Source organism: Gammaproteobacteria bacterium (assembly GCA_028819075.1).
In the GTDB taxonomy this organism is placed as follows: domain Bacteria; phylum Gemmatimonadota; class Gemmatimonadetes; order Longimicrobiales; family Gaopeijiaceae; genus BD2-11.
The window spans coordinates 224336-249171 of record JAPPMM010000049.1 but is presented as its reverse complement, the minus strand read 5'-3'; the positions used below and the strand labels follow the sequence as shown (position 1 = coordinate 249171).

General features: G+C 67.2%; 21 protein-coding genes. 10 read left to right on the top strand and 11 right to left on the bottom strand.

Annotated elements, in window-relative coordinates; translation table 11 throughout:
• The first annotated feature begins 15 nt into the window (after nt 1-15).
• Both OXU32_14100 and OXU32_14095 read left to right on the top strand, forming a co-directional pair.
• A complete protein-coding gene (locus tag OXU32_14100; protein MDE0075085.1) occupies nt 16-636 on the top strand; it encodes a hypothetical protein in 621 nt (206 codons plus the stop codon).
• Nucleotides 633-1865, top strand: coding sequence for a hypothetical protein (locus OXU32_14095; protein ID MDE0075084.1), 1233 nt, complete (start codon nt 633-635; stop codon nt 1863-1865). The genes OXU32_14100 and OXU32_14095 overlap by 4 nt, the downstream gene beginning before the upstream one ends.
• A gap of 71 nt (nt 1866-1936) precedes the next feature.
• On the opposite strand, the gene OXU32_14090 is transcribed toward OXU32_14095, so the two are convergent.
• The 5 genes from OXU32_14090 to OXU32_14070 form a co-directional block, all read right to left on the bottom strand.
• Nucleotides 1937-2761 carry a nucleotidyl transferase AbiEii/AbiGii toxin family protein gene (locus OXU32_14090; GenBank protein MDE0075083.1) on the bottom strand — a complete coding sequence of 275 codons (825 nt, stop codon included), beginning with the start codon at nt 2759-2761 and terminating at the stop codon, nt 1937-1939.
• The gene (locus OXU32_14085; protein ID MDE0075082.1) at nt 2758-3540 is read right to left on the bottom strand and encodes a type IV toxin-antitoxin system AbiEi family antitoxin; all 783 of its coding nucleotides are present in this window, start codon (nt 3538-3540) and stop codon (nt 2758-2760) included. Before OXU32_14085 ends, OXU32_14090 begins: the two co-directional genes overlap by 4 nt.
• A 246-nt stretch (nt 3541-3786) precedes the next feature.
• On the bottom strand, nt 3787-5028 hold the full coding sequence (gene galK / locus OXU32_14080) for a galactokinase (protein ID MDE0075081.1): 1242 nt from the start codon (nt 5026-5028) through the stop codon (nt 3787-3789).
• Between the two features lie 8 nt (nt 5029-5036).
• Complete coding sequence (locus OXU32_14075) at nt 5037-6809, bottom strand: Na+:solute symporter (GenBank protein MDE0075080.1); 1773 nt, start codon at nt 6807-6809, stop codon at nt 5037-5039.
• Nucleotides 6810-6815: 6 nt separating this feature from the next.
• Entirely contained in the window at nt 6816-7862 is a 1047-nt protein-coding gene (locus tag OXU32_14070; GenBank protein ID MDE0075079.1) for an NTP transferase domain-containing protein, read from the bottom strand.
• A gap of 162 nt (nt 7863-8024) precedes the next feature.
• On the opposite strand from OXU32_14070, the gene OXU32_14065 reads away from it, so the two are divergent.
• Nucleotides 8025-9011 (top strand): NAD-dependent epimerase/dehydratase family protein, encoded by a 987-nt coding sequence (locus OXU32_14065; protein ID MDE0075078.1) that lies wholly within the window; start codon nt 8025-8027, stop codon nt 9009-9011.
• 106 nt (nt 9012-9117) lie between these two features.
• Here the strand turns inward: OXU32_14065 and OXU32_14060 are convergent, their stop codons facing one another.
• The 4 genes from OXU32_14060 to OXU32_14045 all read right to left on the bottom strand — a co-directional run bounded on the left by OXU32_14060 (nt 9118) and on the right by OXU32_14045 (nt 13670).
• Nucleotides 9118-10284, bottom strand: a complete 1167-nt coding sequence (locus tag OXU32_14060; GenBank protein ID MDE0075077.1) for a hypothetical protein — start codon at nt 10282-10284, stop codon at nt 9118-9120.
• Between the two features lie 112 nt (nt 10285-10396).
• Nucleotides 10397-10963, bottom strand: a complete 567-nt coding sequence (locus OXU32_14055; protein MDE0075076.1) for a DUF1572 family protein — start codon at nt 10961-10963, stop codon at nt 10397-10399.
• A gap of 133 nt (nt 10964-11096) precedes the next feature.
• Complete coding sequence (locus tag OXU32_14050; GenBank protein MDE0075075.1) at nt 11097-12260, bottom strand: ATP-binding protein; 1164 nt, start codon at nt 12258-12260, stop codon at nt 11097-11099.
• A gap of 63 nt (nt 12261-12323) precedes the next feature.
• Complete coding sequence (locus OXU32_14045; protein ID MDE0075074.1) at nt 12324-13670, bottom strand: serpin family protein; 1347 nt, start codon at nt 13668-13670, stop codon at nt 12324-12326.
• A gap of 207 nt (nt 13671-13877) precedes the next feature.
• Here OXU32_14045 and OXU32_14040 point away from each other — a divergent pair, with 207 nt between their 5' ends.
• From OXU32_14040 to OXU32_14010, 7 genes are all read left to right on the top strand, one after another.
• Nucleotides 13878-16265 carry a prolyl oligopeptidase family serine peptidase gene (locus OXU32_14040; protein ID MDE0075073.1) on the top strand — a complete coding sequence of 796 codons (2388 nt, stop codon included), beginning with the start codon at nt 13878-13880 and terminating at the stop codon, nt 16263-16265.
• A 62-nt stretch (nt 16266-16327) separates the two neighbouring features.
• The gene (locus OXU32_14035) at nt 16328-16720 is read left to right on the top strand and encodes a VOC family protein (protein MDE0075072.1); all 393 of its coding nucleotides are present in this window, start codon (nt 16328-16330) and stop codon (nt 16718-16720) included.
• Nucleotides 16721-16736: 16 nt separating this feature from the next.
• Entirely contained in the window at nt 16737-17189 is a 453-nt protein-coding gene (locus OXU32_14030; GenBank protein MDE0075071.1) for an SRPBCC family protein, read from the top strand.
• Between the two features lie 98 nt (nt 17190-17287).
• A complete protein-coding gene (locus tag OXU32_14025; protein MDE0075070.1) occupies nt 17288-19558 on the top strand; it encodes an NADP-dependent malic enzyme in 2271 nt (756 codons plus the stop codon).
• Between the two features lie 25 nt (nt 19559-19583).
• A complete protein-coding gene (locus tag OXU32_14020) occupies nt 19584-20987 on the top strand; it encodes a M24 family metallopeptidase (GenBank protein MDE0075069.1) in 1404 nt (467 codons plus the stop codon).
• 38 nt (nt 20988-21025) lie between these two features.
• Complete coding sequence (locus tag OXU32_14015; protein MDE0075068.1) at nt 21026-22270, top strand: M28 family peptidase; 1245 nt, start codon at nt 21026-21028, stop codon at nt 22268-22270.
• Nucleotides 22243-22635, top strand: coding sequence for a M28 family peptidase (locus tag OXU32_14010; protein ID MDE0075067.1), 393 nt, complete (start codon nt 22243-22245; stop codon nt 22633-22635). The genes OXU32_14015 and OXU32_14010 overlap by 28 nt, the downstream gene beginning before the upstream one ends.
• Before the next feature lie 89 nt (nt 22636-22724).
• On the opposite strand, the gene OXU32_14005 is transcribed toward OXU32_14010, so the two are convergent.
• Nucleotides 22725-23951: a dicarboxylate/amino acid:cation symporter gene (locus tag OXU32_14005; protein MDE0075066.1), complete on the bottom strand. Its 1227-nt coding sequence runs from the start codon at nt 23949-23951 to the stop codon at nt 22725-22727.
• A 62-nt stretch (nt 23952-24013) separates the two neighbouring features.
• Nucleotides 24014-24772, bottom strand: a complete 759-nt coding sequence (locus OXU32_14000; GenBank protein ID MDE0075065.1) for a carboxypeptidase-like regulatory domain-containing protein — start codon at nt 24770-24772, stop codon at nt 24014-24016.
• Between the last annotated feature and the right edge of the window lie 64 nt (nt 24773-24836).

Genomic DNA, 24836 nt, shown 5'->3' with positions numbered 1-24836 from the left:
AAGCTCCATGCGGGCATGTCGGTCGAGGAGTTCGACGACAACTACTTCTATGCCGCGGAACTCAAGACCTTCGCGCGCCAACTCGGCATTGCCGTCGGCCGACGGCGGAAGCTCGAGCTTGAGGCGCTTATCCGGGAGTTCCTTCGAACAGGGACGGTTCCCCTGGCCAAACCCGAGCCTGATCGCCGGTCCGGCAAGTCGCGCGACAGGCTGGCGGCGGAGACTATCGTCCGGGACTACGTCGACGACCGCAGGACGAAGGACTTTCTGCGAGACCTCGCGCGCGCGCGCGACCCCCAGCAAAAAGACAAGTCGGGCCAGTGGTACCGGCTCAACGAATGGCGCCGTACGCAACTTCGGGCAGGCCAGCGCATCACCTACGCGGACCTCGGCAATCGATTGTTGGAGCTTATGCGTTGGGAGGGCCGCTTTCCGCGGATCCCCGCCGGTCGATTCAACAACTTCGTCACGGATTTCTGGGCAGACCCGGCGAACAAGGGCAAGACCCGGGCCGATGCCGTGGCGGCCTGGAAACGCATCAAGTCCGTCCCCGGACCGAAGACGTACGAGGCGTATGCGGTTCTTAAGCCGAGTAGAGGTCCCGAGGCTGCGATCGAAGACGGGATAAAGCGATGAAGCGACAACCGGGTCTCGGCGCACTCCGGCGAGAGCTGCGGCGGCGGTACGCGCGGTGCGCGATCCTGGCCCTGGCCACGACCGCGGTTGCCGGCTGCGAAGCGGCCCCCGTCTCCACGAACACGTCGCGCGACAGCCTCGGGGTAACGATCGTCGAATCGGTTGCGCCGTTGTGGGCCGAGCGTGACGCCTGGCGGATCGAGGAGGAGCCGATCCTCGACCTCGCCCGGGCCGGCTCGGGCGAAATGCACACCTTCTTTCGCGTAAGGGATGTGCTGCGCGCGGGATCCGGGCATCTGGCCGTGGCCGACGGCGCGTCCCAGCAGGTCCGGATCTACGATGCGACCGGGCGATTCGTCCGCGCCTTCGGCGGGCCGGGCGAGGGGCCGGGCGAGTTTCGCTCTCTCTGGACCGTCGTCCTGAAGCCCGACGGACGACTCGTGGCGCTGGACCGGGCCGCGGGGGGAAGCGGCGCGGAGTTCGACCTGGGATCGGGGCTGACGTCTTCGTTTCGGATGCCGGAGGGGGTCTCTCCGGTTCGGCATCCCCTGCCCTCGGACGTGGTCTGGGGACTGGACCTGGCGCCAGGCACGGATGAGGAGAGACGAAGCGCGGGTGTACTGCGCCCCCCGGTCAATGTCGTTCGGTTGTCGGAGGATCGGATGTCGGCCGACTCGGTCACGAGCCTTCCCGGATACGAGAACTTCATCGTCACCGAAGGGGACGACATCCCGATCATGGGCCGGCTGCCCCACGCGGTGCCGGACGGCGAGGGGCGCATCGCAATGGGCACGGCCGACGCGCTCGAGTACTCGATCGTCGACGGCGGAACCGGGGAGCTGCGCCTGATCGCGAGGATCCCCGGAGTTCCGCTGACCGTGTCCAGCGCGGAAGTGGACCGTGAGAGGGAGGAGTGGCTGGGACCCGATCCCAGTCCCTTCATTCGGGATTTCATGGCTCGCCTGCCCGAGCCCACCGAGAAGCCGGCCTATCAGCGCATGATTGTGGATGCCGACGGGAATGTGTGGGCGGGCGAGTACCTCGGCCTCGCCCGGCGCGACGAACCGCAGGAGTGGTACGTGCTGGACTCGTCTGGGGCGTGGCTCGGAGTCGTCGAAACGCCGGCGCGCTTCGAGCTGATGCGGGTGGGGGCCGACGAGGTGTTCGGGGTGCGGCGCGATGTCGACGACGTCGAGCATCCGCAGGTTCTGCGGCTGGCGAAGCCCTGATCGGCTTCGATGGGACGTTTCAGCTGAAACGCGTTCCCGGATTCGCTGGCCTTCGGGACTGCGGCCTGAACTCAGTGGGGCTGCGACAAGCCCTTCCACGGATCGCCCGGCAGGAAGGCGATGATGCGCTCGAGAACCGTGTTCATGGCAACGTCGACATCCCAGAGGAGCCCCGGGCGAAGCAACGGACCCATGTCCTCGCGGAAGTCGGGGAGCCCGCGCTTCCCCTCCATGTTCTCCTCGAATTGCGCACGAGTCGCGGAGTGACCGCCCTCAGCCATGTAGCGCAGGAAGCAGGCGATCACCCTGGGTACGTCGACCCGACCCGTGTCCAGGGCATGCCATAGGTCGAACAGGTCGCGCCCCTTCTTCCGCTGGTAGAGCGCCCTGAGTTTGGTTCCGAGAAGCTCGTCGAGTGTGTACGTGGTTACTCCCGCGGACCCGCCGAACCAGCGGCTATCGACGTCAAGCGGCACCCTTTGGAGTCCAAGCTCCGTGAAATGTTCGCGGGTATTGATCTCGATCTTCAGGCGGAGCCTCAGCGGTGGCTGATCCTCCGACTCGAATCGGTACAAGAGGTTGACGCCTTCCTCCTTGAGCTTCCACCGGGGCGGGCCCAACCACGGATCGAGTACCGGCCGCATGAGGTTGAGCGTATCGCCGATCGGCTCCGCGCCAACCTGTACGAGATCGATGTCCTCCGAGTATCGGGGAGGTGGCGTCAGGTGCAGTTTGTATAGCGCCGTGCCCCCGCGAAAGGCGAGCGCGCTGGCCAGATTGGGCACTCGAAACAGCTCGACAAGCGCCCGGCTGATAACGAGATCCTGCTCGACCTGCGCGTCCGTGGCCCAGGGCGCGTGGACACGCCAGGACGTGATGTAGTCCCGGGGGATCATCCGTCTGTTTCTATGACGACGTTCACGATGAGTTTCCAGGTCGCGTCTCGCCCAGCTCCGGTGTTCGGCGCCGCGCGGCGTAACGGGGTGTAGCTGCGAGCCTGTTCCTCGACGAAGGGCAGCAGCGTATCAACCAGGTCTGATTCGCCGAAGCGCTCAAGGAGGTATCCCAGGCGCTGCGACCAACTCACCGGGGAGAGATGTGCTGCCCGCGCGAGGGCGTCCGCCTCCATCTCCTCCGCAAGATCGCGCAGGACCGTTGCGACGTTGGCAATGCCGCCGGCGTGGCTCGGGTAGCCGACGAGCTCCAGCGCGGTTACCTCGGGAGTCGAGTAGCGAGCCAAGCCCCGAGGCGTATTGAACTCCTTCACGAACATCCGGCCGAGGTCATGGCGGGCGACGAACACGACGCGCACCTGCCCGCACTCGATTGCCGCGCGGTTCCTGCGAGCCATCACCTGGACGACTTGCGGCCGCTGGTGCGCCGCCCCGTATCGCTCCGCCGCGCTGAGCAGGGCGAAGTAGTACGGTTCGCCGGCAAGATCCATCAACTGGGGAATGAACTGCTCGGCAGGCAGACAGCCGCGACTCCTGTACTCGGCCGGGACGATGATGTTGAAGCCGCGAATGGGCTCGGCGATGACGCCACGTGCCTTCAGCCGCCGCAACTGCGCTCGAACGGCGCTCCTGGGGCTGCGAATCGCGCCGACGGCCTCGTCGGTCGTGAAATGATGTCGTCCCCGCGCCGCCATGTCGGCGACGTAATCACGAGCGAACATGGATAGTACAATTACCTGTGCAAGTGACGCCCAAGGCGACGTTCGCAGAGAATCGGCTCACCTTTTTTTGATACGATTATTTGCGATACTAACATTTTTTGCTATCTATGCCAAGATTTGTAGTGCCAAGAGTGTGATGGGCGATGGCTACCCTCTGCACCCTTGCGGCATGCGGTTTCTGCGTCCCGGCACGCCTTCCCGAGCCGCGGCGAAGGGGATACAATCGTGAAGACGCGCGGAGCCCGGTCAGGGTGATTCGGCTCGCGCCCCGGCGCTCGGTTTCCCGACGAACAGCATGTCGGTGGTGGGTGGCCCGCCCAGACGCGGCTCGTAGAAGCGCGCGGTCAGCGCTTCCATGACCGGTTCGACGGTGCTGTCGTCGCAGAGGGCGACGGCGCAGCCACCGAAGCCGGCGCCGGTGAGGCGTGCACCCGCTGCACCCGCCTCCAGCGCCACCGCTACAATGGCGTCCAACTCATCCGTGCTCACCTCGTAGTCGTCGCGGAGGCTTTCGTGCGACTGCACCATGAGGTCGCCGAAGCGGTGCAGGTCGCCGCCGCGCATGGCCTGCTCCGCGAGGGCCACCCGGCGGCCCTCCGTGACCACGTGTCGGAATCGGCGAAACAGTACGGGGGAGAGGATCCGGCGGACGCGGCGGAGCAGGCCGTCGGGGTCGGCCGCTGAGACCAAGTCGCTGTACGCAGGCGCGGTGTTGGTTGCGCGGTTGCCGGAGTTGGCCGCCCGGCCTCCCGCCACGGCGCCGACCGACGCTGCCAGCGCCTCCCGGCACTGCCGCGCCCTCTCGTTATACATGTCGCGCGCGCCCGCGGACTTCTCCGCCCGGACCAGCGACGACGCCACCACCCACCGCCATCCCTTGGGCACGCGTACCGGGGTCACCCGCAACGGGTCGAATTCGATGCGGAGGGCGTGTCCGGCGACCCCGTGAAGACACGCGGCCTGATCCATCCCGCCCCCTTCGAGGCCGACGAAGCGCTCGGCACGCGCCATGAGGGCCGCGAGCTCGAGGCGCGACAGGGCCCGAGCCCCATCGCCTCGCGGCGCCCCGTCGCCAACGTCCACCCCGTTCGCCTTCAGCAGCGCAAGCGCCGAGGCCACCACCAGCGCGGACGACGACGACAGCCCCGATGCGATCGGCACGTCGCCGGACACGGTTCCTTCGATGCCTCGCTCCAGCGAGATCCCGTGCTCGAGCAGTCCCCGAGCGGCGGCGCGCACGTAGTTGGACCAGTCTCCCTGCGCTGCTGCCTCGATGGGACGTTTCAGCTGAAACGCGAACGGCGCGAAACGGGCCGACGGGCTGTCCAGTCGCACCACCGGATCGTCCACGACCCGGAACTCGATACGGACGTCCCGGTCGATGGCGATGGGAAAGACCGGCAGGCCGTTGTAGTCGGTGTGTTCGCCGATCAGGTTGACGCGGCCGGGGGCGATCGCTCGCCAGCGGACGGCATCGCGGCTGCGCAATTCACCGCTCAATCCGAATAGCCCAACTTCGGCAGCAGCCGGAAGAGCCAGATTCCCGCCCCGGCCGAGATCGCCAGCGCAGCCACCGCCGCCACGCCCTGCCCGTACAGCAGGTATCCCGTCCCGAAGAGCGCCGCGTAGACCAGCACGCACCCGAGGAACCAGGCGAGGAAGGCCGCCGTGACGGACCCCGATTCGCGCGGCCCGTCGCCCACGTCGACGACCCGCCGCCATCCCGCCCCCATCGGCCGGATCCTGTCGTAGAAGCCCTGCAGCGTCTCCGAATCGGCGGGCGCCGTAAGGAACGTCACCCCGAGCCAGCCGACCGTCGTGACCGCCACGCCGATCACGAGCTGCGTCCACGCCGGCAGCGGCGCCAGTCCCAGCGCCCCGTGCACCCAGGCGAAGTAGACGGCCACCATGAACGAGATCGTCATCCCGGCGAGCTCGCTCCACACGTTCACGCGGTACCAGAACCAGCGCAGCAGGAAGATGAGCCCGGTACCGGCCCCGATCTGGAGCAGGATCTGGAACCCCTGCCCCGCGGTGTCGAGCTGCAGCGCGATGAAGGCGCCCAGGACCATAAGCCAGACGGTCGACAGGCGTCCCACGGCAACCAGCCGCCGCTGGCTGGCATCCGGGTTCACGAAGCGGCGATAGAAGTCGCTAACGACGTAGGACGAACCCCAGTTGAGCTGGGTGCTGATCGTGGACATGTACGCCGCCGCCAGAGACGCCACCACCAGCCCGAGCAGTCCGGCGGGCAGGAACACCAGCATGGCCGGATAGGCCAGGTCGTTGCCCACCAGCCCGGGATCGAGGTCCGGGAAGCGGGCCTGGATGTCGGAGAGCTCCGGGTATACGAGCATCGAGCACAGCGCCACGATGATCCAGGGCCAGGGGCGGAGCCCGTAGTGCGCGACGTTGAACCAGAGCGTCGCCTTCATCGATTCCTTCTCGTTCTTCGCGGCCAGCATCCGCTGCGCGACGTAGCCTCCGCCCCCCGGCTCGGCCCCCGGATACCACGCGCTCCACCACTGCACCGCGATGGGGATGATGAAGATTCCCGCGGCGACGCTCCAGTCGGAGAAGTCGGGGAAGAAGTTCATCGCCGACTGCAGCTCCGGGTGCGAGACGAGCCCCGCGAGCCCCCCGACCTCGGGCTGGCGCAGCGCGAACACGGCGGCCGCGACCGATCCGATCATGGCTACGACGAAGAGTACGAGGTCGGTCACGACGACGCCCCAGAGCCCCGAAGTAGCGGAATAGATCATGGTCACCGTGCCCGCGATCAGCACCGTGGTCAGCGGATCGAGCCCCAGGAGTACGCCGCCGATCTTGGTCGCCGCGAGCGTCACGGTGGCGATGATCATCACGTTGTAGAAGACGCCCAGGTAGAGCGCCCGGAAGCCCCGCAGGAACGCCGCCGCGCGCCCCGAATAGCGCAGCTCATAGAACTCGATGTCGGTCAGCGCGCCGGACCGCCGCCACAGGCGCGCGTAGAAGAAGACCGTGCACATCCCGGTGATCAGGAAGGCCCACCACGCCCAGTTCTGCGCGACCCCGCCCCCGCGCACGAAGTCCGCAATCAGGTTGGGCGTGTCGGTCGAGAAGGTGGTCGCCACCATCGACGTGCCCAGCAGCCACCACGGGAGCTTCCGCCCCGAAAGGAAGAACTCGTCGGCCCCGGACCCCGCGCGCCGGGCGAAGCGGAGGCCGATGGCGAGAGCGGTGAGCCCGTACAGCGCGATGACGATCCAGTCGAGCGTGGTCAGTTGCATGCGGCTTCAGTCGCTGGAGGCGGAGGATGACGGCGCGTCCCGGCGGATGGGCCGGGCATCGCGGGAGAAAGGGGATGGCCGGGCGTCCCAAAGGGTTGGTTGGGCGTCCCAGAGACGCATCGGGTAGACCCCCGAGTCTACCAGCCCCCGCAGCGACTCGGCCACTCCCGCATGATCGCCGGGGAACGTGACACCGAGCCACAGCTCGCGGGTGGGCAGCACGGTGCAGCGCGCGCGGTCCGCCGCGATCAGGTCGTTCATGGCCTCGGAGAGGTAGAATTCGCGGTCGAGTCCGGGTCCCGAAGCGAGGAACGCGGCGAACAGGTCCCGGAGGGGCAGAAGGATGTCCGGTTGGAACCCCCAGAGGTTGGTGCAGACGGGCATTTGCAGGGGCACGTCGAGCGGTTTTCCGGCCACGTCCCGGCCCACGGCGCGGTCCCCGTCACGTCGGAGTTCCAGCCCCTCGGTCAACCGCCGGAGCGCGCCCGACTCGTCGATCTCGCACAGGCCACGGGAGACGCCCCCGCTCTCCGACAGGGTGACTTCGAGGGGGTAGCCGATGGTGAAATGAGTGGTGTTGCGCGCGTCGGCGGGTACCGACTGAGCGCCGCGCATCGCCCCGGCAAGAGCCGCGTACGCTCCCCGCCCGTAGAAGTCGTCCGCGTTGCACACGGCGAAGGGGCCGCCGACCTCTTCGCCCGCGGTGAGCACGGCGAAGCCGGTACCCCAGGGGCGGATTCGTCCCGGGGGCGGGTCATCCACGAGTCCCGGATGGGCCATCCGCTGGTACGCGTAGCGGATGTCGAGGTGGGTTGCCGCGTCCCGAAGATGCTCATCGAAATCCGGGCGCAGCGTCTCCTGGATGACGAACAGGAAGCGCGTGAACCCGGCGATCGCGGCATCGTAGAGGGCGTAGTCGAGGAGGGCTTCGCCGCCCGGGCCAATGGGCGCGAGCTGCTTGAGGCGGCCGAACCGGGTGGATTGGCCGGCCGCGAGGATGACGAGGGTCAGGGTTGGGCGAGACACGACATCGCTGTCAGTGGGCTCGTTCATCGGCTGGCGTGCCCGCCTTCGCAGGGTGCTCGAACGTCCGTTACCACCGGCGTCGGTTTTGGTTACCGTATTCAACACCGAGGTCGACGATAGCGAAAGGGGGAGGATTCTGGAGACGATGATCGGGCGGGGGGACGCCGGCCGCCACCGGAGTTACTCTCCGTGAGCCGGAAGGTCCTGATCACCGGTGGCGCCGGTTTCGTCGGGAGCCACCTCGCCGACGCCCACGTCGCCCGGGGCGATCGGGTGTGGGTCCTGGACGACCTCTCCGCGGGGCGAGCCGAGAACGTTCCCTCCGGCGCCGAGTTTGTCGAGATGGACATCGGCGATCCGCGCGCGCGGGAACTGATCCTCGACATCGGCTTCGACCTGATCAACCACCACGCGGCGCAGATCGACGTGCGCGCCTCGGTCGCCGATCCGATCGGCGACGCGAGGGTCAACATCGCCGGCCTCATCAACATCCTCGAAGGGGCGCGCGACGCGGGGACGCAACGAGTGGTCTTCGTATCCAGCGGAGGCGTGGTCTACGGGGAGCCCGAGGTGTATCCCACGCCCGAGGACACCCCCAAGTGCCCGGTGTCTCCCTACGGGGTGTCGAAGCTCGCGGGCGAGTACTACCTCGACTACTACCGCGAAGTGCACGGCCTCGACTACGTGGCGCTTCGCTACGGCAACGTCTACGGCCCCAGGCAGGACCCCCATGGAGAGGCGGGCGTAGTGGCCATCTTCTGCAACCGTCTGATCGACGGCGAACCCCTCGACATCTACGGGGACGGCGAGCAGACGCGGGACTACGTCTACGTGGAAGACGTTGCGGCCGCGAACCTGATCGCCTCCGAGATGCCGTTGGAGGACCGCGCCGGCATCGACGCGAGAGCCTACAACGTGGCCACCGGCGAAGCGACGAGCGTCAACACGCTGGCGACGCTTCTGGAAGAGATCGCTGGCGCCCGGCCGGGCCGGATCCACAAGGACGCTCGGGCCGGCGAGCTTCGGCGCAGCGTGCTCTCGACGGCGCGGATGCGGGCGATGGGGTGGTCGCCGGCGCAGAGCCTCCGGGAGGGGCTGGCGCGGACGTTCGGGCATATTGCGTCCGGCAGGACGACCCGGTCCATCGCCAGCAAGGCGCAGTGGCCAGACGAGTAGGGAGAAGACCATGCTTCGGCATCCAGCCTTGATCGATGGCGCGGCATGACGCGCACGTCATACGTCGAGTGGATGGCGCGCCGCATCGCCCAGGCGGGAGGGTGACCTACCTCGGCTCGGCGAACCCCAGCCTCCAGACCACCATCTCGGGGAAATCCCGTTCGTTCTCGACGGTCTCGATGACCAGGCCATTCCCGATAAAGGCCTCGAACAGCGCATCGTGACGGCGGGTTGCGATGAGCGAGCCGTTGGCGAGATCGATCAGGTCGATGCGCATCTCGTAGATCGCTTTCATGTCATCGTCGATCGGGACGTAGGCTACCCGGCCATTGGGCATGACTCGATAGTCCATGCGATCCTGCCAGTCGTCCTTGCGAGCAGAACTGATCACCCAGAGTCGCTGTTGATCGTCGACCTGCATCGCGAAGATCCGGTTCCGTGGCGGATTGTCGGGAGACCAGGGTTCGCGTGATGGTTCCCGCTCGTTCAGCACCGGCCCGCTGAGCCCGAGGATCCTGCGGCCGCTATCGCTCCATACCTGAATGAGATAGTCGTCGAGTCGCGCGCTGTAGATGCGCTTCTGCCGATCTACCGCCAACACCCGGTGCGCGTTGCCCGGTGCGTCAAGGCCCGCCATCCGACCGAACGAATGGAGAACATTCGGTCCATCGACGATGTGCAAGGGCATGGCGACCCGTTGAGTCGTCATCCTTGGCCTGTTCAACAGGTATCTCCCGTCGTCTCCGAGCGGTACCGCGAGATGGGAACCCCCCGGGTCGAGCAACCTGTCCGAGTGATAGGAGAAGTCGGCGTTCACGATGGTCTCTCGTCCGATATCGAGGTCGACGATGTGAACTCGCCCCTCGCCATCGGTGCGGACCGGAGCCGGACGATGGAACTCCATGGGCCCGTCCCCCCTGCGGCCGACCTGCCTCAGGAATCTCCCCTCCGCGTCCCAGACCTTGATCACGCCTTCCTGCTGCTGTCCGACCCAGTAATTGCCGGCATCATCCAACGCCACGTAAATCGACCAGTTGATGTACCCCGGGCCTGTCGTGTCGCCCAGAGCCACGACGCGCTCTACGGTTATGCAGTCTGCGCACATCCCCGGACTCTCGAGGATGTCTACGGTGGCGGTGCTGTCCTGCAGTGTGGTCAGATCCCTGTGGGAGTCGGGGGCGTCACAGCCGGAAAGCCAGCCGGCCAGGACGACAGCGAGTGGAAGTGGAGCGACAGCGAAGGGCAACGATGCCCTGGTGGACCTGCCAGGCATTCGATCCTCCTTGGCGAGCCGCCGGAACGAGCAGGCAGCGGACGTCCCTTCCATTCAGACTGCCTCCACGGTCTGAACGTTCCCGCTCGGCCACGTGTCAACGGATCTCGCCTCACCGCCCTTCCTGCCTCTTTTCAACATTCTCCACGTACGTCAAGGACTTCTCCAGCGTCGGATTCTCGTTGTAGGCCTCCGACTGCCCAGGCGGAATGCTCAGGTACTCCCAGTCCTCACCTCGGAAGGACTTGGCCAGGTACACGATCTGCCCCACATGGTAGGCGGCGTGGGCCAGCGACCGGAGGAGTGCCTCGTCGACTCGATGGGGAACGCGGCGGACGGTCACTTCAGAGGTCAGGTCGTGGTCGGTGAGCTGTGAGAGGGTTTCGAAAAGCACGCCCCAGCCCCGGTCCCACTTCGCGGCGACTTCGTCGGGCGACACCTCGCGCGGCTCGAACTCCGACTCCCTGTCGCGCCACGGTTTCTCCCCGTCCGTAGTCAGGAAGTCGGTGAAGCGCGACTCCAGGTTGCCGGCGACGTGCCAGACGATGGTCGCGATCGAGATGGCGTGTTCGGAACCGGCGACGAGGTGCTCGGCGTCCAGCTGGGAAAAGGCGCGCTCCCCGAGGAGCTTGTAGCGCCGGTATTCCGCTTCGATGAGGGCCAGGACGGTGCGGTTCATTATTGTCGTCTCATATTGTAGTGACGTGATATATTGAGCAGACATTGATATATATTGCAATATCTAATATATATTATATATACTATGTAGACATGATATACGATAGACAATATAATATAAGATCCGTGGACTATCAACCCTTCGGGCCGATCCGCTCCACAAGGGTCCCGATTTCCGCCACGGGAAGTACCGAGATGCGGTCGTCGAGCACGTACCCCTCGTCGCCCGGATACACGATCCAAAGATGGTCCAGCCCCAGATCCTGGAGCGCCACCCGCATCGACCGCGTGGTGCCAGGGGCGTCCGCGAACTTGCACTCGAAGCCGTAACGCTTCCCTCCGGAGAGCACGAGGAGATCGAGTTCGGCGCCGGCGTGGGTCGCCCAGTAGTACGCGTCCCGCGTCTCCAGCGCACCGAGCAGCTGTTCGACGACGAAGCCCTCGAATGAGGCTCCGACCTTGGGATGACCCGGCAACTCGTTCTCACCGGGAATCCCCAGCAGCGAATGCAACAGGCCCGTGTCGCGCACGTAGACCTTCGGCGCCTTGACCTGACGCTTCCTCAGATTCTCGAACCATGGCGGCAGGACGCGCACCATGAAGGCCCCCGCAAGGATGTCGAGATAGCGGCGGGCGGTCGCTTCGCTCGACCCGAGCGACCGGGCGAACTCGGCGGCGTTCCAGGCCTGCCCGTGGTAGTGGGCGATCATCGTCCAGAAGCGCCGCAGCGTCTCGGCCGGAATGGTGATGCCGAGCTGGGGAATGTCACGCTCCAGGAACGTGCGGACGAAGTCGCGCCTCCACAGCGATGACGCCTCCGTGCCGCGCGCGAGGAAGGAGCGGGGGAATCCGCCGCGGTTCCAGAGCTTTCTCCAGGCATCCGTTCCCGTTTCGCTCAAGCCGAAGCCGCCTAGATCCACGAGCCCCACGCGCCCCGCAAGAGATTCGGAGACGCCCTTCACCAGCTGGGGAGAGGCGCTACCGAGCAAGAGAAAGCGGGCGTCGTTGTCAGGGCGGTCCACCAGCACGCGCAGCGTTTCGAAGAGCGAAGGCATCCGCTGGACTTCGTCGATGACCACTAGGCCGCTCAGCCGTCCGAGCGTCTGCTCGGGTGTGGCGAGACGCCGTCGGTCGACGGCGGCCTCCAGGTCGAAGAATGTGGTACCGGGGGATTCGGCGGAGATCTGTCGCGCAAGCGTGGTCTTGCCGCATTGCCGAGGACCGGTGAGCGCGGCGCAGGGATGGACTTCGAGCGCCTCTTGAATGCGTCTGGTGGGCACTGGCCGGGCGATGAGCATGCCCTCATGATAATCCTTGAAAATCCGCAGAACAAGTGAGGATGTTCAAGGAACACCAGCCAGCTATCCCGTGTCCGGCGGCCTCCTCAGCACTCCTGCGAAAAGAATCGCGCCGGACTCGCGCTCTCGTATCAGGTAGGCGAAGGGCCGGTTCGCGATCACCGATGGCGGTAGGCTCGTGACCCCGATCCCGACCGAGGTTGTGCCGGCTCCTTCCGCGCCTTCCTCGGCCACCTCCACGAACGTCTTCTGCTTGACTTCGGAGATGAATAGCGGAGGAGAAGTGGTGGAGATGCCCGTGAAGTCGGCGACGTTCGGGAGGAAGGCGTCCGTCGTCCCGAGCGCCTGCAGGACCGGCTTGAGACTCTCGTCGTACTCGACGCGGAACCTGGGAAGCACGACCCTCACCTTCCTCGCGTTCAGGTTGTCCAGCAGACTCTGCCAGCGCCTCACATCCATCGAAGCGAGTTGCGCGTCGATGCTGCTCCCGGCTCCCGGCACGAGAACCGTCATCGCGAAGGCGCCTTCTCCGAAAGGCAGCTCGATGACCTGAAGGTTGCCGTCCTCTGCGTACGGGAATTCGGCGGTCAGCTCCATCATGGGCATGGACTGCGACTGGCCATCGGCAATGTGGAAGGGCGCGTCCTGCGTCCTTTGCGGATCGAATGCGTACTTCCACGGGCCCTTGAAGTAGATCGCGTTGATCAGGAAGAGCATCGTGCGGCTGTCAATGGGAGACTCGACGATCTCCCCGATGCGTCCGCCGGTTTCCTCCGACACCCATTGATTGATGGCGTCCGCGGCGGCGGCACTCGAGAAATCGAGCCCGGCGATCTCTGCGTCGAAGAAGGCTCGCACCGCTTCCAGGAAGTCCTGCTCGACCGCGAATCCGCTACGGTACCACGCCGAGTTGGCGAGCTGCGTGTTCACAGTGGAATCCGCTGCAGGCAGATGGGCCATGAGGCCATGATAGCCCAGGTTGACCGTGTCCAGCGGGGCGTCCTCGAAGCCGAGGGTGGCCCGCATCTGATCATACGTCGTCCCCCGAGCCCCGTTGAGCGCCATGCCGAGAGCCATGGATGCGCTCAGTGGCGAGACGAGAACGTTCGCCTCGGGATCCGCGGCCATCGCGGCGGGAAGAAGATTCCAGGCGAAGGCGTTGCTCTTTTCGAGGACGGCAGCCTCCGCGGAGGCCGAGCGCGGTGGGATGACGATCGAGTCCGGCGGACCGGGATCCGTGGGCTCCGGGACGACAGGATCTGCTGGACCCGGTTCGACAAGGTCGTCGGAGCAGGCCAGGGCCGGCATCACTGCCGCGATCCAGATAGCCAGAGCGATGCGGCTAACGCACGCGACGCGGAATACCGGTTCGATTCGGAAGTTCGCTCCGACGCGTCTGTGGCTGCTCACGCTGATCCCCTGTTCAACATCAACTCGCTCATGATGAAAGTAGCACTGTCCTCGGAGAACGAATGCACGAGCTGGAATGTGACGTCTCCGGGGAACGTCGTCGTCTGGCTGGAATCCGATGGAGGGCGTTAAGCTCGACTACCTCCGGGCCGGTTGCGAGCGATGGCGCGGCCCCTCGAAGGGCGACTCCAGGAGAGGAAGACCCCGATGAACAGCATCCTCCGCCTTGCCTTCGCGGCTGCAACGGCCCTCTTCACCGCTGCCACCGCGATGGCCCAGCAGGCTCTGCCGGCCGACCCCCCCGGCGCCCTCCCCTACGACCTCGCCTTCGGGATGGCGTCGTTCATCTGGGACACCCAGTTCGCAGTCTCGGCCGACGGGCGCTTCGTCGCGTACGACGTGCGGATTCCTCCCGCGGATACCACAGCCAACCTGGATGAGCGCTATCAGCCCAACGGCACGCCCAGTTCCGTGGTGGGGGCGACCATCCGTTACACGGAGATGGCCACGAGGCGGACGGTCGAGGTCTGTCCGGGGGGCACCTGTTGGAGGCCGGTGTGGTCCCCGGACGGGGCGTTGATCGCGTTCTTCTCGGACGCCGATGGCGTGCCGCAGCTGTGGGTGCACGATGTCGCGACGGGCACGTCGCGCAAGCTCTCCGACGAGCCGGTCAAGCCAAAGCTCTGGCACGGGGACGAGCCGCGCTGGAGCCCGGACGGGTCGACGCTGTATGTGGGGTTCGCGCCGGAGGGGCCGTTCCGCAACCCGATGCGCCCGGCCGAAGTGCGGCCTGAGAACCCGGCCGGGGTCGTGGTTCTGCGCAGCGGCAGCGAGGCGGCTGCGGCTCCGGAGGCGGAAGCGCCGCCCCCCACGCCGATGACCGACCACTACGCGCGCGAGCATCTGGTGGCCGTGAAGGCGGTCGATGTCGCCAGCGGAGTGACCCGCGTGCTCGTCGCTCAGGACGCCGAGTTTCCGGCCGGCACGCTGCGCCGCTCGGCGTCGGGCAGGTGGCTGGGGTATCTCTCCACCTTCCGGCCGGAGAGCGACACCACCCAGTCCACGGTGATGGACGTCGCGGTGGTGCCGACGGCGGGCGGCGAACCGATTCCGGTCGTGCGCAACGTCCCGCTCACCCGCAACGCCTACTTCAGCGTCAGCTACGCCTGGCATCCGTCGGACGACCGCCTGGTGTACCTGGACGGCAAGCGCTTGCACCTGCTCGACCTCCGTTCGGGGTCGCCCGCCGCCCCCGTGCCTCTCGCCCCCGAGCTTGGCGACGTCGCCTCGACCGTCTTCGCCTTCACACGCGACGGCGAGGCCGCGGTGATGGGCGTCGATGTCGTAGACGACCAGGGTTACGGCGACGCGCGCCCGCGCGCGCTCGCGGTCGTTCCGCTGGACGGCAGCCCGCCCGCGACCTTCGCCCTCGACGACGAGCGCTGGACCTACGACCAGGTCCTCAAGGCCGACGAGCGCACCGCGTGGCAGCCGGACGGCGAATCGATCTCGGTGCTCGTGACGGAACGCGCGACCGGTGACAAGGCCATCCTCCGCTACGATCCGGCCACGGACGACGGCCGCGTGCTCTGGAAGGCCCGGGCGCGGCTCGTCAACCTCACCTCCGGCGGCAGCCACGACTTCATCGTGGGCCAGTACGAGGACATGCGCACGCCGTCCAACATCTTCCGCTTCGACGCCGACTTCTCGGCCCGTGAGCGCATCTCGCACATCGATCCCCGCCTGGACGACGTGGAGATCGGGACCGCGGAGGTATTCGAGACCACCGTGCCGCTTCACGACGGCACCCTCGCCACCGTCAAGACGGCCGTGCTGCTTCCCCCGGGAGCAACGCGGGGCGACCGCCTTCCCGCCCTCGTCACCATGTATCCGGGCAGCGACATAACCCGCCGCGCCGCCGACTTCGGGGGCGGAAGCGTCTTCACGGTTCCGAACCTGGTCTTCACCAGCCGCGGCTATGCGGTGGTGCTATGCGACCTGACCCTCGGCCCCAACGAGCAGGCCGGCAACCCGATCCGGGACATGGTCGACGTGCTCCTGCCCCAGGTCTACCGCGCCGCCGAGCTCGGCTACGTCGACCTGAACCGCCTCGCCATCACCGGCCAGTCCTACGGCGGCTACGGCACCGGCTCGATCATCACGCGCACCAACATCTTCCGGGCGGCGGTGCCCATCTCCGGCATCTTCGACCTGTTCGGCACCTACGGGCGCATCGATGTCGACGGCGGCGGCTTCTTCCTGGCCTGGAGCGAGGGCGGGCAGGCGCGCATGGGCACGCATCCCTGGGCCGACGTGCGCCGCTATCTCGACAATTCGCCCTATTACAACGCGGACAAGATCGCGACCCCGGTCCTGATCGTACACGGAACCGAGGACATGGCCTATCACGACGCCGGCAAGCTCTTCAGCGCGCTCCGGCGGCTGGGAAAGCCGGCGCAACTGGCCTCGTACCTGGATCAGGGCCACGTCATCTCGTCATGGCGGAGGTCGAGCGCGATCGACGCGGCCCGGCGCATGGTGGAGTTCTACCGGCGCCACCTCGGGGATCCGGCGTCGAGGCCGATTATCCCGTGACTCGACGGGGACCACATCCCCTTCCCGAACACGACCACCTACGCCACCCCAGGATCCATCCCATGCAACTCGGCGCCTTCTCCATCAGCCTTTCCGTCAACGATCTCGAAGCCTCGAAATCCTTCTACGAGAAGCTCGGCTTCAGGCAGACCGGCGGGGACGGCACGGGATATCTGATCATGGTCAACGACAGCACGATCATCGGCCTCTTCCACGGGATGTTCGAGGGCAATATCCTCACTTTCAACCCCGGACTGGCGCAGGACATGTCGCGGCCGGAGATCTTCACCGACGTGAGGGAGATCCGCGCGTCGCTGGTGGCTGACGGCGTGGAGATGTCGACGGATACGGACCCCGACGGCACCGGGCCGGCGCACATCGTGGTGACGGATCCGGACGGCAACCCGGTGCTGATCGACCAGTTCTTTCCGAGACCGGGGAGCGCGGGGAAATGAAACCGGGGGGAGAGCCTTGAGCCGCACAGAGATACAGCGCACGATCGCCGCGCCCGCCGACAAGGTCTTCGCAGCGGTCGCCGACGTGAGACATTTCTCGCGCGCCGTGGAGCACATCGAGCACGTCGAGTTCCTGTCCGACACCCGGACCGGCCTGGGCACCCGCTTCCGCGAAACCCGCCGCATGCGTGGGCGGGAGGCCACGGTCGAACTCGAGATCACGGAGTTCGCAGCGCCCGAACGAGTCCGGTTTCTGTCGGAGGCGGGTGGCGTGAAGTGGGACACGGTCTTCACGGTTGTGGCAGGCCGAGACGGTAAAACGCGCCTGATGTTGGTCATGGAGGCTACGCCTCTCACCTTCCCCGCCCGGCTCATGGTGCCGCTGATGAAGGGCATGGTCCGCAAGGCGATTGCCGCGGACATGGACGCGGTCAGGAGGTATTGCGAGAGATCTTCGGGAGGTTCGTAGCGCACCGGGGTTTGCATCGTGGTTCGAGCGCATCCAGCTTTGTGCGCTTAATGTTCCGATACCTTATCGACATCGATACCACTCAGAGACGCATACATATGGCAGACCGGCGCCAGCAGGCTCTCGATTACCATACCGACGGCCGCCCCGGCAAGATCGAGGTGGTCCCGACCAAGTCGCTCTCGACCCAGCGCGAACTCACCCTCGCGTATTCCCCGGGGGTCGCCGAGCCCTGCCGCGAGATCGCGGCCAATCCCGCGGAGGTTTTCACCTACACGGCGCGCGGCAACCTGGTCGCGGTGGTCTCCAACGGGACCGCGGTGCTCGGGCTGGGCAACATCGGGCCGCTCGCCGCCAAGCCGGTGATGGAGGGCAAGGGGGTGCTCTTCAAGCGCTTCGCGGGCATCGACGTGTTCGACATCGAGGTGGATTCGAGCGACGCGGAGGAGGTCATCCGCTTCTGCCAGCTCCTGAGCCCCACCGTGGCCGGCATCAACCTGGAGGACATCGCCGCGCCCGAGTGCTTCGTCATCGAGCAGGCCCTGCAGGAGAAGCTCGATATCCCCGTCTTCCACGACGACCAGCACGGCACCGCCATCATCGCCGCGGCGGCGCTGCTCAACGCCATCGACCTGGTGGGCAAGCGCATCGAGGACGTGCGCGTGGTCTTCAGCGGCGCGGGCGCCTCTGCAATCTCCACGGCCCGCCACCTGCGCCGGCTGGGCGCGGATCCGCACAACGTCCTCCTGTGCGACTCGCGCGGCGTGATCTACGAGGGCCGCGAGGAGGGGATGAACGAGTACAAGGCCCCCTTCGCGGTCGAAACCGAACTGCGCACGCTGGAGGAGGCGCTCGTCGGAGCCGACATCTTCATCGGGCTCTCGGTGAAGGGGATCATGACGCCAGCCATGGTGTCGTCGATGGCGCCGGATCCCGTCATCTTTGCCCTGGCCAACCCGGATCCGGAGATCCTGCCGGAGGACGTAGCCGCGATTCGGGACGACGCCATCATGGCTACCGGACGGTCCGACTACCCCAACCAGGTAAACAACGTCCTGGGCTTTCCGTTCATCTTCCGGGGCGCGATCGATGTGCGCGCGCGCGGCATCAACGCGGAGATGATGCTCGCCGCGACGCGCGCCCTCGCCGAGCTGGCCCGGCTGGAGGTGCCCGAGGCGGTGCGTGGGGCGTACGGCCACGAAGACATCCACTTCGGGCGCGACTACCTCATCCCCAAACCCTTCGACCACCGCGTGCTCTTCCACGTCGCGCCCGCGGTGGCCGAGGCGGCCATGCGCACCGGCATGGCGCGCCAGGAGCTCGACCTGGACGAGTATCTGGACCGCCTGCAGGCGCTGCTGGGTCCGGGGCGCGCGGTCATGACCGGGATCCGCGCGCAGGCCCGGCGCGAGCCGGCGCGCATCGTCTTCCCCGAGGGCCACAACCAGGACGTGATCCGTGCCGCTGCCGAGCTCGCCGAGGCCGGGACCTGTCGCCCCATCCTGCTGGGGCGGCCGCCGCGCGTGGCCGAGAAGGCGGGCTGGATGGGGCTGGACATGGACGGCGTCGAGGTCGTCTACGCCGCCGAGCGTCCCGACGACCGCCACGACTACGCCGAGAAGCTGTTCCAGCGCCGCGCCCGCAAGGGCCTCACGCTGGCCGAGGCCCAGTGGAACCTCTACAAGCCCATCTACTTCGCGCTCAGCATGGTGGAGGAGGGGCAGGCGGACGCCATCGTGGCCGGCATCGAGGCCAACTACGCCGAGATCCTGCGCCCGGCGCTGCAGGTGATCGGGGCCAAGGGGGACATGCGGGTGGCGGGCCTCTACATGCTGGCCTTCCGCAACCGCCACCTGGTGTTCCTGGCCGACACGACGGTGAACATCGCTCCGTCCGCCGAGACCCTGCGCGACATCGCCCTCCAGACCGCCTCCTTCGTGCGCGACCTGGGCATCCCGCCGCGGGTGGCGATGGTGAGCTTCTCCAACTTCGGCTCGGCGCCGCACGACGAGTCCCGGCGCGTGGCGCAGGCGGTGCAGCTGGTGCGCGAGGCCGATCCCGAACTGGAGATCGACGGCGAGATGCAGGCCGACACCGCGGTGGATCCCGTGGCACTGCGCGAGGTCTACCCGTTCACCCACCTGACCGGGCCCGCCAACATCCTGGTCTTCCCGCGCCTTTCGGCCGCCAACGCCGCATACAAGCTTCTGGAGCACCTGGGGGGCGCCGACGCGATCGGTCCCATCCTGCTGGGCATGGCCAAGCCGGTGCACATCGTCGAGCGGGGATGCGCAGTGCAGGACATCGTGAACCTGTCGGCCGTCGCGACCGTGGACTGGCAGGCTCGCGCGCGCCCCGAGAATCGGTAGCAGCCCTCTTCCCAAGGAGCAAGAAATGACATTCGATTCACGCGCACGGCGGCGCTCCGGCGGCGCGGCGCTCTTCCTGCTTGCGCTGGCCCCCGCGTTAGCGGCCGACGCGGCCGCGCAGAAGCCGGTCCATGTCCCGGAAGACATTCCGGCCCGCGTCCAGCCCCTGCCTTCCCTGCGCGAGCAGGCGGCGGAGCAGCAGGAGTGGCTGGAGCTGCGCATCGGGCGGATTCTGCCGGCGCTGATGGCGGAATACGACGTGCGCATGTGGATCCTGTCCATGCGCGAGTACGCCGAGGATCCCGTCTTCTGGTCGATCACCTCGCCCACCACCTTTGCCGCCCGCCGGCGCTCCATCTACGTCTTCAACCGCCAGGACGACGGTGCGGTCGAGAGGCTGGCGCTCGGCGGGACGGACCAGGGCGGGGTTTTCCAGGCCTATCGCTCGACGCGGCCGGCGCCCACCCAGCCTACCGCGGAGCTGGTCGGCAACGAGCAGTGGAGGCTGCTGCGCGAACTGGTGGAGGACCGAGACCCGGAGAACATCGTGCTCAACATCGACCCCGACTGGGCCTTCTCGGACGGCCTGCACGCCGGGGAGCGCGAGGCTCTGGAGGAAGCGCTGGGCCCGGAGCTGATGGGCCGCGTCAAGCGCGAACCGCGCCTGGCCATGAACTACATCGCGCTGCGTCTGCCGGAGATGATGCCCCGATACCGCAAGATCGAGGAGACGGTGCACGCGGTCATCTCGGAGGCGTTCTCGAACGCGGTCATCACGCCCGGCGAGACCACAATCGAGGACGTGGAGTGGTGGATGCGCCAGCGGGTGCGCGACCTGGGCTACACGACCTGGTTCATGGCCAACGTGGACGTGCAGCGGGCGGGCGAGGTGCCCTCGGACGGCCCCGCCGTGATCGAGCGGGGCGACCTGCTCTGGACCGACTTCGGGGTGGTGGCGCAGAATCTCCACACCGACACGCAGCATCTGGGCTACGTCCTGCGCGAGGGCGAGACCGAGGTGCCGCCGGGGCTCCTGCAGTGCATCGCCAACTCGAACCGCCTGCAGGACATCCTGCTCGAGCACATGGAACCCGGGCTGACCGGCAACGTGATCCTGGCCAACACGCTGGCACAGATGCGGGAGGAGGGCATCAACGGGACCGTGTATACGCACCCCATCGGCGACCACGGCCACGGCGCCGGGCCGCTGATCGGGCGCTGGGACGGGCAGGAAGGCGTGCCCGTGCGCGGCGACGCGGTGCTGCTGCCCTCGACCTGGCACTCGATCGAGCTGCAGGCCACGACCCCGATCCCCGAGTGGGACGGCAAGCCGGCCAGTTGCCGCCAGGAGGAGGAGGCGTACCTGGACACCGAGGGCGAGCGGCACTGGGTGTTCCGGAGGCAGAGCAAGTTCCACATCGTGTGGTAGATGGGCCACGCCAGATGGCAGGAAAAGGAAGGAATGACATGGAGACGACGCGAATCACGATGCGAGGATGGGCCCTGGGGATGCTGCTGGGCTCGGCCGCGGCACTGGCCAGTCCGACGCAGACAGCCGCGGCCCAGGGGCTGGCGGTACCCGATCCCGTGCTCGAGGGCATCTGGGCCGAGGCGATGGACAACTCGCAGATCGAGTCCATGGGGCAGGTGCTGCTGGACGCCATCGGCCCCAGGCTGACCGGGTCGCCGCACATGGAACGGGCCCAGGAATGGGCGGTCTCGATGCTCTCCGGCTGGGGAGTGGAGGCCCGCACCGAGGAGTACGGCACCTGGGAGGGATGGGACCGCGGGGCCAGCCACGTGGACCTGGTGTCGCCGCGGGTACGCTCGCTGGAGGGGCGCATCCTGGCGTGGAGCCCCGGGACCGGGGGCGAGCCGATGGAGGGCGGGGTCGCCGTGCTCCCGGAGATCCGCTCGCCGGCGGACTGGCAGACCTTCCTTGGCACGGTGAGCGGCAAGTGGGTGATGTTCTCCTTCCCGCAGCCGACCTGCCGCGCGGACGAGCAGTGGCTCGAGTTCGCACAGGACGGATCGTACGAAGCCATGGCCGAGGCGCGCACGGCGGGCAACCGGGCCTGGAACCAGAGCCTGGCCGCCGCCGGCTCGCGCGATCCGCGCCGCCGCGACCTGCACGCGCAGATCGAGGAGGCGGGCGCACTCGGAATCGTCACCTCGCTCTGGCCGGGTTCCTACGGCACCACCCGCGTCTTCAACGCCTACAACCGTGAGACTCCGACCTTCGAGCTGGGGTGCGAGGACTACGGACTCGTTCATCGCCTGGCCGCCAACGGACAGGAGCCGGTGCTGCGGCTGACCGCGGAGGCCGAGAACCTGGGCGAGGTTCCGGTTTCCAACGTCATCGGCACAATTCCGGGAACCGAGCTTCCGGACGAGTACGTCATGCTTTCGGCGCATTTCGACTCGTGGGAGGGCGGATCGGGCGCGACCGACAACGCCACCGGCTCGCTGCTCATGCTCGAGACCATGCGCATCCTGTCCGCCGTGTATCCGAACCCGAAGCGAACCATCCTCATCGGGCTCTGGAACGGGGAGGAACAGGGGCTCAATGGTTCGCGCGCCTTCAGCGAGGACCATCCCGAGGTGGTGGAGGGGCTGCAGGTGCTCTTCAACCAGGACAACGGGACCGGACGGGTGGTGAACATCTCCGCCCAGGGTTTCACGGGGTGGGCGCGTCGCTCGCGCAGTGGCTGACGCGCGTGCCGGTCGAGGTCTCGGGCCACGTGAGCCTGAGGCTGCCGGGCAACCCGGGCGGAGGCGGCTCGGACTACGCCTCGTTCGTCTGCCACGGCGCGCCCGGCATCAACCTGAGCGCGCTGTCATGGGACTACGGCTCGCACACCTGGCACACCCATCGCGACACCTTCGACAAGCTCGTCTTCGATGACCTGAAGAACAACGCCGTGCTCGCGGCTTCGCTCGTCTACCTGGCTTCCGAGGATGATCAGCGGGTGAGCCGCGAGCGGCGCGAGCTGATCATGGGGCTCGGCGGAACCGGCGGGCGCTGGCCGGAATGCACGCCCGCGGCGCGGAGTTCGAGGGACAGCCAGAGGATGTAGGGGGCCGTGCAAGACGAGTTGCCGATCAAACCGGAATGCGTCTTGCGATTTGCCGATCGTTCGCGGACACGTAAGACGGTACCGAACCGTCAGCCGGCGGCTGGCGGCCCATCACCTCCCCCCACCCAGCGGTCGACCACAACCGACGTGGTGATCTGCCCCCACAGGTTGGTCACCGTGCGGAACATGTCCGGGATGCGGTCGATGCCGAGCAGGATGCCCAGCCCGCCGAGCGGCACCCCCGCCACGTCCAGGGCGGGCGCCATGGTGAAGATGCTCGCCGACGGCACCGGCGCGATGGTGAGCGCGACCAGGAAGACGGCGAGCACCGCGCCCCCGGCCGCGGCGAGCGGGAACGGCACCTCGAACAGGTGGGCCAGGAAGACCACGGCGGCCCCCTGGAAGAGCGCGCTGCCGGGCCGGTAGAGCGACGCGCCCAGCGGCAGCACCAGGTCGGCGACGTTTTCCGACACCCCGAGTTTCCCGCTCGCCTCCTGGAGCGACGCAGGGAGGGCGGCGACCGTGCTGGTGCTCGCGAAGGCGATGGAGGTGGCGCCGAACACGCCCTTCACGTAGCGGCCGGGACCGATGCCGCCCACCCAGCGCAGCAGCACCAGGAACACCCCGCCGGTGAACATGAGGAGCCCGGCGAGCACGGCCGCGACGAACACCGCCAGGCTCTGCACCAGGTCCCACCCGAGCTGCGCGGTCACCGGGGCGGCCAGCCCGAAGACCCCCACCGGGGCGCACCAGAGCACCCACCAGACCAGCTTGACCAGAGTGGCCGAGACCGCGTCGGCGAAGGTCATCAACTGCTCCTTGTGCTTCCCGCCGAGCGCGGCCGCGGCAGCCCCGAAGAGCGCCGTGAACACGATCAGCGGGAGCAGGCTTCCCGCCGAGGCGGCCGCGAAGGGGTTGGGCGGCACCAAGGTCACCAGGAAGTCGACCACGCCGGGGATCTCGGGCGCGGCCTGTTCGCCGGCCGCCGGCATCGCCACCTCCGGCGCGAAGCGCAGGAAGAAGGCCATGGTCGCCATGCCCAGCACGATCGCGGGCGGGGTGGTGATCCAGTAGAAGCCGAGGGTGGTGCCGCCCAGCCGGCCGAGCTTGCGCAGGTCGCCAAGGCGGGCCACCCCGGTGAAGATCACCGCCATCACCAGCGGGATCACCACCATGCGGATGGCGTTCATGAAAACGGTGCCGATGGGCGCGGAGGCCAGCGCCGCCGCCATGAGGGCCTCCGACCCGGTGGCCGCGGCGAGCAACCCGACCGCGAAACCCAGCACGAGCCCGGCGGCGATGAGGATGTGCAGCATGGAATGGATGCTACGCTTCGGCCTTTCCGCCCGGCAACCCCGCGCCCGGATGACTTACCGCGCTAGCGGATCACCGCAGGCTCCAGTCGAACCTTCGCAGCGTACTCCATGAACTGGTGCGAATAGGCTCGAATGTGGGTTCCCCCGGCGTAGACCTCCACCATGTACAACTGGCTGGTCGGAATGTCCTCCAGCTCCGACCAGCCCCCGAGCAGGCGGATCTCGTCGAGATACACCTCGGGCTCGAGCGGGCCTCGCGCGTAGCCCCGGTAGTAGACGCACGTGCTCCCGGCGCATGGCGTCGTATAGACGCCTGCGTGCAGGTCGACGAAATCGGCGGCTGACCATTGACTGCTGCGGAGAAGATCCTCCTGGCCAAAGGTGCTGACGCCGGACTCCACAGCCCGCCGCCGGCGTTCGAACCGGTCGGTTACGATCGCCAGACCTTCGAGCAGAATCGGGTCGGGCTGCATCCGAAGGGCGATCCGGTCCGACGGTGCGGCGGCCTCGACCTGGGACTCCAGCGTGGCGTATCCGAGCCGCTCCACGGTAACCAGGTGGATTCCGGCCTCGATCCCGCACAGCGCAAACCAGCCGTTGTCCGTAGTCAGCGATCCCCAATCCGACCCCGCCGCCGAAATATAGGCACCACTCAACGGCATCTCGGTGCCGGCATCGACGACAACCCCGAGGATCCGCGCCTGGTCGTCCAGGCATTCGGGCATCTCCTGCTGTGCGACAGCCGGAGAAACGACGCCAAGAGCCACGACCCCGATCCCGATCGCCTGGAGCACCGCTGAACACCGGGGCGAGTCAGACATTGAGCAATCTCTCGCGAGTGGGGGAGGTTGATGTGTACCAAGGTAGTACGATACATCGACTCGC